Source organism: Variovorax sp. OV329, from assembly GCF_900114785.1.
Lineage (GTDB): Bacteria > Pseudomonadota > Gammaproteobacteria > Burkholderiales > Burkholderiaceae_C > Variovorax.
In genome coordinates this window covers 247,473-260,551 of sequence record NZ_FOUG01000005.1, presented here as the reverse complement: position 1 = coordinate 260,551, position 13,079 = coordinate 247,473, and the positions used below count along the sequence as shown (strand labels likewise).

Annotated in this window: 11 protein-coding genes; 8 read left to right on the top strand and 3 right to left on the bottom strand. The window is 66.5% G+C overall.

Annotation, left to right across the window (positions count from 1 at the left end; translation table 11 throughout):
* Positions 1-10 precede the first annotated feature (10 nt).
* Complete coding sequence (gene xseA, locus BM345_RS10725) at positions 11-1,327, top strand: exodeoxyribonuclease VII large subunit (protein ID WP_093379012.1); 1,317 nt, start codon at positions 11-13, stop codon at positions 1,325-1,327.
* A gap of 59 nt (positions 1,328-1,386) precedes the next feature.
* Positions 1,387-1,968 (top strand): superoxide dismutase, encoded by a 582-nt coding sequence (locus tag BM345_RS10720; RefSeq protein ID WP_093379009.1) that lies wholly within the window; start codon positions 1,387-1,389, stop codon positions 1,966-1,968.
* 70 nt (positions 1,969-2,038) lie between these two features.
* Here the strand turns inward: BM345_RS10720 and BM345_RS10715 are convergent, their stop codons facing one another.
* Together BM345_RS10715 and BM345_RS10710 are read right to left on the bottom strand one after the other, a co-directional pair.
* Complete coding sequence (locus BM345_RS10715; RefSeq protein WP_093379006.1) at positions 2,039-2,509, bottom strand: DUF192 domain-containing protein; 471 nt, start codon at positions 2,507-2,509, stop codon at positions 2,039-2,041.
* A 175-nt stretch (positions 2,510-2,684) separates the two neighbouring features.
* Positions 2,685-3,005, bottom strand: coding sequence for a cell envelope biogenesis protein TolA (locus BM345_RS10710; RefSeq protein ID WP_093379003.1), 321 nt, complete (start codon positions 3,003-3,005; stop codon positions 2,685-2,687).
* A gap of 192 nt (positions 3,006-3,197) precedes the next feature.
* On the opposite strand from BM345_RS10710, the gene icd reads away from it, so the two are divergent.
* The 6 genes from icd (at position 3,198) to cls (ending at position 11,622) form a co-directional block, all read left to right on the top strand.
* Complete coding sequence (icd, locus tag BM345_RS10705; RefSeq protein ID WP_093379000.1) at positions 3,198-4,457, top strand: NADP-dependent isocitrate dehydrogenase; 1,260 nt, start codon at positions 3,198-3,200, stop codon at positions 4,455-4,457.
* Positions 4,458-4,623: 166 nt separating this feature from the next.
* Positions 4,624-6,012: a DUF1800 domain-containing protein gene (locus BM345_RS10700; protein WP_093378997.1), complete on the top strand. Its 1,389-nt coding sequence runs from the start codon at positions 4,624-4,626 to the stop codon at positions 6,010-6,012.
* Positions 6,013-6,014: 2 nt separating this feature from the next.
* Complete coding sequence (locus BM345_RS10695) at positions 6,015-7,169, top strand: DUF1501 domain-containing protein (protein ID WP_093378994.1); 1,155 nt, start codon at positions 6,015-6,017, stop codon at positions 7,167-7,169.
* A 184-nt stretch (positions 7,170-7,353) separates the two neighbouring features.
* The gene (gene clpS, locus BM345_RS10690; RefSeq protein WP_093379451.1) at positions 7,354-7,713 is read left to right on the top strand and encodes an ATP-dependent Clp protease adapter ClpS; all 360 of its coding nucleotides are present in this window, start codon (positions 7,354-7,356) and stop codon (positions 7,711-7,713) included.
* Positions 7,714-7,767: 54 nt separating this feature from the next.
* Positions 7,768-10,086, top strand: coding sequence for an ATP-dependent Clp protease ATP-binding subunit ClpA (gene clpA / locus BM345_RS10685; RefSeq protein ID WP_093378991.1), 2,319 nt, complete (start codon positions 7,768-7,770; stop codon positions 10,084-10,086).
* A gap of 90 nt (positions 10,087-10,176) precedes the next feature.
* Complete coding sequence (gene cls, locus BM345_RS10680) at positions 10,177-11,622, top strand: cardiolipin synthase (protein ID WP_093378988.1); 1,446 nt, start codon at positions 10,177-10,179, stop codon at positions 11,620-11,622.
* 10 nt (positions 11,623-11,632) lie between these two features.
* Here the strand turns inward: cls and BM345_RS10675 are convergent, their stop codons facing one another.
* Positions 11,633-13,003 (bottom strand): serine hydrolase domain-containing protein, encoded by a 1,371-nt coding sequence (locus tag BM345_RS10675; protein ID WP_093378985.1) that lies wholly within the window; start codon positions 13,001-13,003, stop codon positions 11,633-11,635.
* Positions 13,004-13,079 lie beyond the last annotated feature (76 nt).

The window sequence follows — 13,079 nt, the reverse complement described above, 5'->3', positions numbered from 1 at the left end:
GGATTTGGTAATGGCGAATAACTTCCATGCCCCGGCCGGAGCGCGTGTCTGGGATGTCGGGGCGCTGTGCCACGCAGTGGCCGATGTGTTGGACGCACGCTTCAACCCGGTGGCTGTGCGCGGCGAGATCTCGGGCTTTTCGCGCGCTGCGAGCGGGCACTGCTACTTCTCGCTGAAGGACGATTCCGGCCAGCTGCGATGTGCCATGTTCAGGCGCGCCGCCGGCCTGCTGGATTTCCAGCCGCGCGACGGCGACCAGGTGGAGGTGCGCGGGCGCCTTGCCGTCTACGAGCCGCGTGGTGATCTCCAGTTGGTAGTGGAAAGCCTGCAGCGCGCCGGGCAGGGCGCGCTCTTCGAGCAGTTCATGCAGCGCAAGGCTCGGCTGGAAGCGCAGGGCCTGTTCGACGCGGCTAGAAAGCGCGCGCTGCCGACCATGCCGCGCTCGATCGGCGTGGTGACCTCGCTGGGCGCAGCCGCGCTTCACGACGTCGTGACGGCGCTGCGCCGACGGGTGCCGCACATCCCCGTCGTGCTCGCACCTGCCGCTGTGCAGGGCGCGGCAGCTCCAGGCGAACTGGTGCGCGCCTTGCGCAGCCTCTACGCGTTGCAACCTGCCGTAGACCTCATCCTGCTGGTCCGCGGGGGCGGCTCGATGGAGGACCTGTGGGCCTTCAACGACGAATTGCTGGCACGGGTCATCGTCGAGAGCCCGGTGCCCGTGGTGAGCGGCGTCGGGCACGAGACCGACTTCACCATCGCCGACTTCTGCGCCGATCTGCGCGCCCCGACGCCGACCGCGGCGGCCGAGATGGCCTGCGCGCCGCGCGATACCTGGCTGGGCGCGCTCGCGCTGATGCAGGAGCGCCTGGACGAAGCCCTGGATTCGCGCGTCGATGCCCTGGGCCAGCGCCTGGACCAGGCAGCCGCCCGGCTTGGCCGGCCCTCGGGCCTGATCGCACGCGCGCAACTGCAATGCTCGCACCTGGCGCAGCGGATGCACTTCGGCGCCTTGTCGAAGCTCGAGCGCCTGGCGCAGCGCCAGCATCGACTGCAGGAACATCTGCCTCAGGTGCTCGGCCGCGCAGTCGACGATCAGCATCGCCGACTGGCACATGCCGACACGCGGCTGCAACTGCTGGATCCGGCGCTGGTGCTGCAGCGAGGCTATGCCTGGCTGTCCGACAGCGAAGGCCATGCCCTCACCAGCGTGGACCAACTCGTACCTGGCGCCAGCGTGAGCGCGCGCCTTGCGGACGGGCACGCTGCGATGAGCGTACTGGGCGTAGAGCGGACGCGGCCCGGTACTACAGGCAAGGGCGATCAATAGTTTCTAGAATGCGCGCTTACACGCCCAGAATCATCATCAACTCACCACGAGCAACCCACATGGAACACGTTCTTCCCCCTCTCCCGTACGCTCTGGACGCGCTTGCGCCCGAATACTCCAAGGAGACGATGGAGTACCACTACGGCAAGCACCACAACGCTTACGTCGTGAACCTGAACAACCTGCAAAAGGGTACCGAGTTCGAGAACATGACGCTGGAGGAGATCGTCAAGAAGTCCAGCGGTGGCATCTACAACAACTCGGCGCAGATCTGGAACCACACCTTCTTCTGGAACTGCATGAAGCCCCAGGGCGGCGGTACGCCCACCGGCGCACTGGCCAAGGCCATCGAGGCCAAGTGGGGCAGCTACGACGCCTTCAAGGAAGCCTTCGTGAAGTCGGCCGTGGGCAACTTCGGTTCCGGCTGGACCTGGCTGGTGAAGAAGGCCGACGGCTCCGTGGACATCGTCAACACCGGCGCCGCCGGCACGCCGCTGACCACCGCTGACACCGCGCTGCTGACGGTGGACGTCTGGGAGCACGCCTACTACATCGACTACCGCAACCTGCGCCCCAAGTTCGTCGAAACCTTCCTGGCCAAGCTGGTCAACTGGGACTTCGCTGCCAAGAACTTCGGCTGATCTCGCGCCGCTCCAGCGGCAACAAAAAAGCCGGCGTCAAGCCGGCTTTTTTGTTGGTTGAACCCTCGTCTCAGCGTGCAGGCTGGAACGGAGCACCCGTCAAGCGGGAACCCGCCTTGATGTTCTTCTTGGCGAACCAGCCCTGGTTCATCTCCAGCACGTAGCGGACCGGCGCCTTGGAGCAGTGGTTGTCGGTGGTCTGCGGCTTCATGTCTTCCAGGTTGACGATGCGGCCGTCGTCGGCCACGAAAGCGGCCGTGAGGGGAAGCAGGGTGTTCTTCATCCAGAAGCATTGCGGCGAAGGCTGCTCGAAGACGAAGAGCATGCCTTCCTGCTGGGGCATTTCCTTGCGATACATCAGGCCGATCTGGCGCTCCAGCGGCGAGGCGGCCACTTGCGCATCGATCTGGTACATGCCGGCGCCCAGATGCACCCGCTTCAGGTCCATCTGCGGTTCGCCGGTGCCCTGCGCGTACGCGCCGGAAACAAACAGGCAATTGGCCAGAAAGAAGAGCGGCAAAAGAAGAGTGCGGGAAAGCATGGGGTGGAAGCGGAATGATCAGTATTGCCGGCGGTCCAGCCGCCTTCGTGAGCGAGCTTAGCGCGAATTCCGATTGGCGGAGTCTTGCGGTTGAGAGGACGGAAATCAATAAACAATGGCCGCCCAATAAAAAAAGCGCCCCAAAAGGGGCGCCTTCTCGTACATGCAGGGCGAATTACTTCGCGCCGGGCATGTCGGGCGTGCCGCCCTGCGTGGTCTTGGCGCGGCCCGGCTTGCGCTGGTCGCGGGTGTCCTTGCGAGCTTCGCCAGCAGCGGTCGACTTGTCGGAACCGACAACCGCGGTTTCGGACGAGGTGTTCGTGTCGCCACCCGACTTGCGGACCTGGCCTTGCGGCTTGGCGTTCTTGCGGGCTTCGCCGCGTTGCTGCGACTTGGTGTTCAGGTTGCCCTGCTCGGCCGATTGACCAGCCGGGTTTTGCGCATAGGCGCCAGCGGCGAACAAGCCGGCCATCATCACTGCGAGTACTTTGCTCATTGTCGAATTCCTCATTGAAATGGTTTCGAGACGCCTCCCGGGGGACAGAAGGTTCGCCAACAACGGGGCCGACATGACCTTGGTTGACAGTCCTCATTCTCCGGTTGCGTCTAAAATTCTAAGGCTAATCTTTAGCTGGCTGGGACGATGTGTTGTCCCTAACCATCACATTTGTCCGGAGCCTATCCCCACATGTCTGCTTATCAGCACATCAAAGTCCCGACCGAAGGCCAGAAGATCACGGTCAATGCCGACAATTCGCTCAATGTGCCAGATCAGCCCGTCATTCCGTTCATCGAGGGGGATGGAACCGGCCTGGACATCACCCCGGTGATGCTGAAGGTGGTGGATGCGGCGGTCGAGAAGGCTTATGGCGGCAAGCGCAAGATCCATTGGATGGAGGTCTACGCTGGCGAGAAGTCGACCAAGGTCTACGGCCCCGACGTCTGGCTCCCCGAGGAAACCCTGCATGCGGTGCGCGACTACGTGGTGTCGATCAAGGGCCCGCTGACCACGCCGGTGGGGGGCGGCATCCGCTCGCTGAACGTGGCACTGCGCCAGGAACTCGACCTGTACGTCTGCCTGCGTCCCATCCAGTACTTCGAAGGCGTGCCCAGTCCGGTCAAGGAGCCGCAGAAGACCAACATGGTCATCTTCAGGGAGAACTCGGAAGACATCTACGCCGGTATCGAGTTCGAGGCCGAAAGCGACAAGGCCAGGAAGCTCATCAAGTTCCTGCAGGACGAAATGGGCGTCAAGAAGATCCGCTTCCCCAACACATCGGGCATCGGCGTGAAGCCGGTTTCGAGGGAAGGCACCGAGCGCCTGGTGCGCAAGGCGATCCAGTACGCCATCGACAACAACAAGCCCAGCGTCACCATCGTGCACAAGGGCAACATCATGAAGTTCACCGAGGGTGGCTTCCGTGACTGGGCCTACGCACTGGCGCAGAAGGAATTCGGCGGCGAACTGATCGACGGCGGCCCGTGGATGAAGGTCAGGAATCCGAAGTCGGGCAAGGAAATCACCATCAAGGACAGCATCGCCGATGCCTTCCTTCAGCAGATCCTGCTGCGCCCGGCCGAGTACAGCGTGATCGCCACGCTGAACCTGAACGGCGACTACGTCTCCGACGCCCTGGCTGCGCAGGTCGGCGGCATCGGCATCGCCCCGGGTGCGAACATGAGTGACACCGTCGCCATGTTCGAAGCCACCCACGGAACGGCGCCCAAGTACGCCGGCAAGGACTACGTGAACCCGGGCTCGGAAATCCTCTCCGCCGAGATGATGCTGCGCCACATGGGCTGGAAGGAAGCTGCAGACCTGATCATCAGCTCGATGGAGAAGTCCATCGCCAGCAAGAAGGTCACCTATGACTTCGCCCGCCTGATGGAAGGCGCTATGCAGGTGAGCTGCTCCGGCTTCGGCCAGGTGATGATCGAGAACATGTAGCGGGCAAGCGGCCTTCAGCGGCCGCTGCCAGTTCGTTCCGCCCCGGTGTGCCAGCAGGTGCGCCGGGGCTTTTTGCATCTGGCGGGTAAAGCCCGCCTGGAGCGTCATCGCGGGCGGATCGCGCGCCGTTGAGTCGATTCCACCTCAAGCAGGAGAGGGACACGACATGCAGACCCCGATGACGCCCGCGGCCATTGCGCTGAATCGATTCGGCTTGGGTGCGCGTGCCGACGAGCCGCTGATGTCCGGTGATGGCCGGCGCTGGGTGCTCGAACAGTTCTCCCGCTACGAAGCGCGCGTGCCCGGCTGGGAGGGCGAGCCGGATTCGGCGTCGCGTGTCGCCGGGTACGCCCGCAGCATCCGCGAAGTGCGCGCGGCGCCCGAGGGCGACCGGGCCGCCATGCGCCAGGCGCTGCGGCAGGGCAACCGCGATGCTTACCTGGCCTCGGTGGGTCTGCGAATGGCCAGCGCACTCGACACGCCCGCACCCTTCGTCGAACGCATGGTGCACTTCTGGTCGAACCATTTCGCGGTCTCCGTCGACAAGGCGGCAGTGGCACCCCTGGCCGGCGCTTTCGAGGCCGAAGCCATCCGGCCCCACGTGCTCGGCCGGTTCCAGGACATGCTGCTCGCGGTCGAACGCCACCCGGCCATGCTGATCTACCTCGACCAGGTGCGCTCCATCGGGCCGGGCAGCCTCGCCGCTACCCGCGCCGCGCAGCGCGAGGGCGCCCAGGTCCGCGGCCTGAACGAGAACCTGGCGCGGGAGATCCTGGAACTTCACACCGTCGGCGTGCGCAGCGGCTATGGGCAGGACGACGTGAGCGAAATGGCGCGTGCACTGACGGGTTGGACGGTCTCCGGCATCGGCCGGCAGGTGCCCGACGCCGAGCCGGGCGCCTTTGTCTTCCAGCCCGCCCTGCATGAGCCGGGTGCCCGCAAGGTCCTCGGCCGGCACTACGCGGAGGGCGGCGAAGACCAGGCCCGCGCCATCCTCGTGGACCTGGCCGGCGCGCCGGCCACGGCGCGGCACGTTGCCACCAGGCTGGCACGGCACGTGGTGGCCGATTCCCCCTCGCCCGTCCTGGTCGATCGGCTGGCGGACGCCTTCACTCGCAGTGGCGGCGACCTGCCCATGCTCTACATGGCCTTGATCGAGTCGCCCGAAAGCTGGGCGCCCCAGGCGGCCAAGTTCAAGACGCCCTGGGAATGGGCCGTCTCTGCCATGCGCGCTCTGGGTTGGCGCGATGCGCCGCCGCGGCAAACCATTGCCATGCTCAACCAGCTTGGGCAGCCGGTCTGGCGCCCCGGTTCGCCGGCCGGCTTCGACGACTTCGCCGCGAGCTGGGCAGCGCCCGACGCCCTGTGGCGGCGGGTCGAGTTCGGCCAGCGCCTGGCAGTCCAGCAGGGAGACGGCGTCGATGCCCGCAGCCTTGCAGCCCACGTGCTGCCGGGCTCACTGGGCGAGGCGAGCGCGCGCGCCATCGCCCGGGCCGAGAGCGGGCCGATGGCGCTGGCGTTGCTGCTCGCGGCCCCCGAGTTCCAGAGGAGGTAACCATGATTCGATCGCGACGCGATTTCCTCGCAACGACTGCGGTGGTCGGCGCGGGCCCCTGGCTTTGGGGGCCGGCCCTGGCCCTGGCGCGGGTCGAATCGGACCGGCGATTCGTCTTCGTCATCCAGCGCGGAGCGGCGGACGGACTGAACACGCTTATCCCGTACGCGGACCCGGACTACGCGCGCCTGCGAGGCCCGCTGGCGCTGGCGCCGGAGGCAGCCAGCCGACTCGACGGCACCTTCGCCCTGCACCCGTCCATGGTCGAGGCATCGAAGCTGTATGCCGCCGGCCAGGCCCTGCTGGTCCATGCCGTGGCGTCGCCGTACCGCGACCGATCGCATTTCGATGGCCAGAACGTGCTGGAAACCGGTGGCGTCAGCCCCTACCGGCTGAAGGCCGGCTGGCTCAATCGGCTGCTTCCATTGCTGCCGGGTGGCGCCGACAAGGCGATCGCCCTGGCGCCCACCGTGCCGATGGCGTTGCGCGGGCCGGTCGAGGTCGGCTCCTACGCGCCCTCGACCTTGCCGCAGCCCAGCGACGACTTGCTGGCGCGCGTCAGCGATCTCTACCGCGGCGACGCCCAGCTGCACGCTTTGTGGGCGGCCGCCATGGAGAACCGCGCCATGGCGGGGCAGGCCGGCCAGCGCCAGGACGCGACCGCGCTGGGCAAGCTGGCGGCCAGCTTCCTCGCCAAGCCCGACGGGCCGCGCATCGCCATGATCGAGACCGGGGGCTGGGACACCCACAGCGCCCAGAATCCGCGGCTGGCGGCGCAGCTGAGGTCCCTGGACGCTCTGGTCGCCTCCCTGCGCGATGGACTGGGCGAGGCCTGGCGCACCACCACCGTGCTGGTGGCCACGGAGTTCGGCCGTACGGCTGCTGCCAACGGCACGGGCGGAACAGACCATGGCACCGGCGCCGTCGCCATGCTTTTCGGCGGCGCGGTGCAGGGCGGGCGGGTGCTGGCCGACTGGCCCGGGCTGGGCCCGTCGTCGCTGCACGAAGGCCGTGACCTGCGGCCCACGCAAGACCTGTACGCCATCATGGCCACCAGCGCCGGCGAGGCCTTCGGCGTGGACCCGCAGAAGCTGGCGCGCGCGGTGTTTCCCGAGGCCCGGGTGAGCAGCTTCCCGTCCGGCCTGGTGCATGCCTGATCGGCGACTCAACAAAAGTCGGAGACTGCCGATATACCTTTGGGCGAGGAGGCGGTGCGCGCGCGATGCGGCGCAGCGCGCGACGTGTCGTCGTTCACGAAGCCTGGCCCTTGATTTGTCGGGAATGCGCCACCAATTCAACTGGGCCCGGCATGGCATGTGCGTGCTCTATAGAATGATTTTCATGGCTACCCGAATCCCCCCTGTACCCAAGACACCGCCGGCGGCCAAGCCCGCCAAGGATGACGGTGACTCCGTGGTGCTGGAGCGCAGACCGCAGAAAACCGCACCCCCCCAGATGTACCAGGTGGTGATGCTCAACGACGACTACACCCCGATGGAATTCGTGGTGGTGGTCATTCAGGAGTATTTCAACAAGGACAGGGAAACAGCGACCCAGATCATGTTAAAGATCCACCTGGACGGCCGGGGTGTCTGCGGCGTTTATTCGCGGGACATGGCGGCCACCAAGGTCAATCAGGTGATGGAAGCGGCCCAGCAGGCCGGTCATCCGCTGCAATGCGTGAGTGAACCGGTTGAATAAGCTGGACTCCAACCCAATTAGTTAGATATTTACAGCAAGGCAAAAGGAAATCACATGATTGCCCAGGAACTGGAAGTCAGCTTGCACATGGCCTTCGTCGAGGCCCGGCAGCAGCGCCACGAGTTCATCACCGTGGAGCACCTGCTGCTCGCTTTGCTGGACAACCCGAGCGCCGCAGAGGTCCTGCGCGCCTGCTCGGCCAACATCGACGACCTGCGCGCGTCGCTGACGAACTTCATCAAGGACAACACGCCCCAGGTGGCCGGCACCGACGATGTCGACACCCAGCCCACCCTGGGCTTCCAGCGTGTGATCCAACGCGCCATCATGCACGTGCAATCCACCGGCAACGGCAAGAAGGAAGTCACCGGCGCCAACGTGCTGGTGGCGATCTTCGGCGAGAAGGATTCGCACGCCGTCTACTACCTGCACCAGCAGGGCGTGACGCGCCTGGACGTGGTCAACTTCATCGCCCACGGCATCAAGAAGAGCGATCCGCCCGAGCCCACCAAGGGCAGCGAGGGTGGCGCCGGCGAGGGCGAGGAAGGCAACGGCGAGAAGAACGAGAAGTCTTCCCCGCTGGAGCAGTTCACCCAGAACCTCAACCAGCTGGCCAAGGACGGCAAGATCGATCCGCTGATCGGCCGCGAGTACGAGGTCGAGCGCGTCATCCAGATCCTGTGCCGCCGGCGCAAGAACAACCCGCTTCTGGTGGGTGAGGCCGGCGTGGGCAAGACGGCCATTGCCGAAGGCCTGGCATGGCGCATCACGCAGGGCGAGGTGCCCGAGATCCTGGCCGAATCCAGCGTCTTCTCGCTGGACATGGGCGCGCTGCTGGCCGGCACCAAGTACCGCGGTGATTTCGAGCAGCGCCTCAAGGGCGTGCTCAAGTCGCTCAAGGACAAGCCCAACGCCATCCTGTTCATCGACGAGATCCACACCCTGATCGGGGCCGGCGCGGCCTCGGGCGGCACCCTGGACGCGTCCAACCTGCTGAAGCCGGCGCTCTCGAGCGGCCAGCTCAAGTGCATCGGCGCGACCACCTTCACCGAGTACCGCGGCATCTTCGAGAAGGACGCGGCCCTGTCCCGCCGCTTCCAGAAGGTCGACGTGGTCGAGCCCAGCGTGGCCGAGACCATCGAGATCCTCAAGGGCCTGAAGTCGCGCTTCGAGGAGCACCACAGCGTCAAGTACGCCGCTGCGGCCCTGCAGGCGGCGGCGGAACTGTCAGCCAAGTACATCAACGACCGCCACCTGCCCGACAAGGCGATCGACGTGATCGACGAGGCCGGCGCGGCCCAGCGCATCCTGGCGCCCACCAAGCGCAAGAAGACCATCGGCAAGACCGAGGTGGAGGAAATCGTCGCGAAGATCGCGCGCATTCCCCCGGCCAACGTCAGCAACGACGACCGCGGCAAGCTGCAGACGCTGGAGCGCGACCTCAAGAGCGTGGTGTTCGGCCAGGACAAGGCACTCGAAGTGCTGGCCGCCTCGGTCAAGATGGCACGCTCGGGCCTGGGCAGGGGCGACAAGCCGATCGGCTCCTTCCTGTTCTCCGGCCCGACCGGCGTGGGCAAGACCGAGGCTGCGAAGCAGCTGGCCTTCATCATGGGCATCGAGCTCATCCGCTTCGACATGTCCGAGTACATGGAGCGCCACGCCGTCAGCCGCCTCATCGGCGCGCCTCCGGGCTACGTGGGCTTCGACCAGGGCGGCCTGCTGACCGAGGCCGTCACGAAGAAGCCGCACGCGGTGCTGCTGCTCGACGAGATCGAGAAGGCGCACCCGGACATCTTCAACGTGCTGCTGCAGGTCATGGACCACGGTACGCTGACGGACAACAACGGACGCAAGGCCGACTTCCGCAACGTCATCATCATCATGACGACCAACGCGGGCGCCGAGACCATGAACAAGGCGACCATCGGCTTCACCAACCCGCGCCAGGCGGGCGACGAGATGGCCGACATCAAGCGCCTGTTCACGCCCGAGTTCCGCAACCGCCTGGACGCGACCGTGAGCTTCAAGGCGCTGGACGAGCAGATCATCCTGCGCGTGGTCGACAAGTTCCTGCTTCAGCTGGAAACGCAACTGGCCGAGAAGAAGGTGGAAGTCACCTTCACCGACACGCTGCGCAAGCACCTGGCGAAGAAGGGCTTCGATCCGCTGATGGGTGCGCGCCCGATGCAGCGCCTGATCCAGGACACCATCCGCCGTGCCCTGGCCGACGAACTGCTGTTCGGCCGCCTGACCGAAGGCGGACGCCTGACGGTCGACCTGGACGAGCAGGGCGAGGTGCTCCTGGACATCACGCCGCTTCCGAAGAAAGAGGGCAGGAACAAGCCCGAGGCCGAGGAGACGGCCGCAGGCTGATCCTTGGGTCCTGCCCGTTCATCGGGTTCACGCAAAAGGCCGGTAGCATTCGCTCCGGCCTTTTTCTTTGCCCATCGCAACGAGCCCAACTTGACCCTGCCCGAGATCAGCGCCCAATGGAAGACCGGCTTGTCGCTGGCCTGGAGCGCCTACATCGCGGTGCTGTCGGTGTGGATCGTGATGCAGAAGCGCGCGCCGGTGTCCACGGTCAGCTGGATCCTCTCGCTGGCGCTGATTCCCTTCCTGGGCTTCTTCATCTACTACTTCCTGGGCCCGCAGCGGCTGGTGAAGCAGCGGCTGAAGCGCCTGCGCAGCCGCGCCAGCGCCCACGCGCCGGCCGACGTCGCCTTCCTGCGCGAGGCGCGGGAGAGGGCGCCGCCTGCGCTGCGACAGCTCGCGGCCCTGGGCTCGGCCACCTGCGGGCTGCCGGTGTCCAGCGCCACGAGTGTCGAGCTTCTCTCGGGTGGGGCCCGAACCTACGACGCCATCTTCGAGGCGATCCGCGAGGCGAAGAACCATGTTCACCTCGAGTACTACATCTACGAGCCCGACCAGATCGGCACCCAGCTGCGCGACCTGCTGATCGAGCGCGCCCGCGAGGGTGTGTCGGTGCGGCTGCTGATCGACGCGCTGGGCTCCAAGCGCATCGGCCGCAAGTTCATGGCGCCGATGCGCGAGGCCGGCATCGAGGTGGCGCTGTTCCATGACACCCGCATCGGCCGCCGCCTGCGGCCGGTGACCAACTACCGCACCCACCGGAAGATCGTGGTGTGCGACGGCCGGGTCGGCTTCACCGGCGGCGTCAACATCACCGATGAGGAGGACAAGCGCACTCGCGTCGACGCCTACCATGATGTGCACGTGCGGCTGGAGGGCAGCGTAGTGCGCTGGTTGCAGACCACCTTCCTGGAGGACTGGATCTATGCCACCGGCGACATGCCGCGCGACATCGACGCCGCGCTGCCACACCTGCTGCCGCGGGTGGATGCGGGCGACATCCCCGTGCAGATCGTGACCAGCGGGCCCGACAACCCGCTCGAGGCCATCCATCGCATGCACCTGGCCGCCATCAATGCATCGACCCAGCGCGCCTGGCTCACCACACCGTACTTCGTGCCCGGCGAGCCGGCCATGATGGCGCTCACCAGTGCCGCGCTGCGCGGCGTGGACGTGCGGCTGCTGGTGCCGCGGCGCAGCGACTCGCTCATCGTCAGCGCAGCGGCCCGCTCCTATTACGAGGAGCTGATCGCCGCTGGCGTGAAGGTGTGGGAATACAAGGCCCGCATGCTGCACTCCAAGACCCTGGTGGTGGACGACAACTGCGCCATGATCGGCACGGCCAACTTCGACAACCGCAGCTTTCGCCTCAACTTCGAGGTGTGTGCGGTGGTCTACGGGGCCGAGCTGGCCAAGCCGCTGGCGGCGCAGTTCGAGACCGACCTGCACAGTTCCTCCGGCGTGCGCGGCATGCGCAAGCAGCCCTTCCTGCGGCGGCTGGGAGACTCGGTGGCCCGGCTGTTCTCGCCGCTGCTCTGAGAACGCAGCTTCAGCCCTCGTAGCGGCGCTGCACTTCGCGCGCCACCACCTTCTCTGGCCGGTTGAGCGAGCCGCCCAGCCACAGCTCCTTGGCCTGCCCCTGGCTGTCGCGAACCAGCCGCGCTTCCTCGCCGAAGGCGGCATAGCCGTTGGCCTGCGACATCAGCGCGCGGTCCTTGCCCTTTGGCGTGAGTTCGGTCGCGTCGGTGAACGGCGAGGTCATGGCCGGCGCGATGGCGAAGACGCGGTCTCCCGCGGGCACCAGGTCGGTCGGGCCGAAGAGGCTCCACCAGCGGCCGCTCCATCCGCGCGTGCGGGCGCTGGGGGCACCATGCCTGTCGAAGACCTGCAGCGTCTGCAGGATGCCGTCGACCCAGGGCCAGGTGAAGGCATCGAGGGAGTTGGCCAGCAGCGAGATCGCGATCTCCTGCTGCGGCAGCACCAGGCTGCGCGACACGAAGCCCTGCAGGCCGCCGGTGTGGCCGACCCAGTCCCAGCCCTGGAAGCTGCCGTGCATGACGCCCAACCCGTACCAGGCGGGCAGGGTGCTGTGCGGCACCTGGGCGTACCTGCGCATCAGTTCGCGCCGGCTTTCGACCGACAGCACGCTCCTGGCAGCCTGCGGCAGCAATTGCGCATAGAAGCGGGCCACGTCCGACGCGGTACTGACGAATCCCCCGGCCGGCGCAATGGCGTGGGTGGGCTGCGCACCGGGCACGACCACCCGACGCCCCAGCAGCAGGCGGCCTGAGTGCCCGCTTGCCAGGCGCATGCGTGCCGGCGGCAGCGCGTCCGGCAAGGTGTCCTTCAGGCCTGCGGGCCCGATGACCTCGCGCTGCATCCAGTCCGCGTAGGTTTCGCCCGTGATGGCCTCGATCACGAGGCCGAGCAGGGCGAAGCCGTGGTTGGAGTACTTGAAGCGCATGTTGGGCGCAATGGCGGGCCCGGCGGCCAGGTCGGCCAGCAACTGCGCGCGGCTCAGGAAGGGATGCCGGTCCTGGAACTGGCCGGCGTCCGCGCCGTCCCGCGCCACCCCGGCGCTGTGCGAGAGCAACTGCGAAAGCCGCACCTTCGCCATCTCCGGCGCCAGGCCCTGCACGTGACGGTCGACCGGGTCGTCCAGGTTGAGCAGGCCTTGTTCACGCAACTTCAGGATGCCCACGGCCGTGAAGCTCTTGGAATGCGAAGCGATGCGCAACTGGTGGCGCGGCGTCATCGGCTTCTTCTTCAGGATGTCGGCCTGGCCCAGCGCCAGGTCGAGGACGACGCGCTGCTTGTGGCTGATGGCCAGCGTCAAGCCGGGCCGCTCGAGCGCGCGCATCTGGAAGCCGAGCCAGCTCTCGACGTATTGCAGGGCAGCCTGCAGCGCCTTGGGATCCATGCTGTTTGTCTCCTCGACGGGTTCTTCTTGGCGGCGCTGCGGGGGCTCGCTTGCGCTTGCGGATATTCTTGCAGGC

Excerpts from the sequence above, each read along its gene's own strand:
- clpA (WP_093378991.1), top strand. The coding sequence starts at position 7,768 with ATGATTGCCCAGGAACTGGAAGTCAGCTTGCACATGGCCTTCGTCGAG.
- BM345_RS10695 (WP_093378994.1), top strand. The coding sequence starts at position 6,015 with ATGATTCGATCGCGACGCGATTTCCTCGCAACGACTGCGGTGGTCGGC.
- BM345_RS10720 (WP_093379009.1), top strand. The coding sequence starts at position 1,387 with ATGGAACACGTTCTTCCCCCTCTCCCGTACGCTCTGGACGCGCTTGCG.
- BM345_RS10715 (WP_093379006.1), bottom strand. The coding sequence starts at position 2,509 with ATGCTTTCCCGCACTCTTCTTTTGCCGCTCTTCTTTCTGGCCAATTGC.
- BM345_RS10675 (WP_093378985.1), bottom strand. The coding sequence starts at position 13,003 with ATGGATCCCAAGGCGCTGCAGGCTGCCCTGCAATACGTCGAGAGCTGG.
- BM345_RS10710 (WP_093379003.1), bottom strand. The coding sequence starts at position 3,005 with ATGAGCAAAGTACTCGCAGTGATGATGGCCGGCTTGTTCGCCGCTGGC.
- xseA (WP_093379012.1), top strand. The coding sequence starts at position 11 with ATGGCGAATAACTTCCATGCCCCGGCCGGAGCGCGTGTCTGGGATGTC.
- BM345_RS10700 (WP_093378997.1), top strand. The coding sequence starts at position 4,624 with ATGCAGACCCCGATGACGCCCGCGGCCATTGCGCTGAATCGATTCGGC.
- icd (WP_093379000.1), top strand. The coding sequence starts at position 3,198 with ATGTCTGCTTATCAGCACATCAAAGTCCCGACCGAAGGCCAGAAGATC.
- clpS (WP_093379451.1), top strand. The coding sequence starts at position 7,354 with ATGGCTACCCGAATCCCCCCTGTACCCAAGACACCGCCGGCGGCCAAG.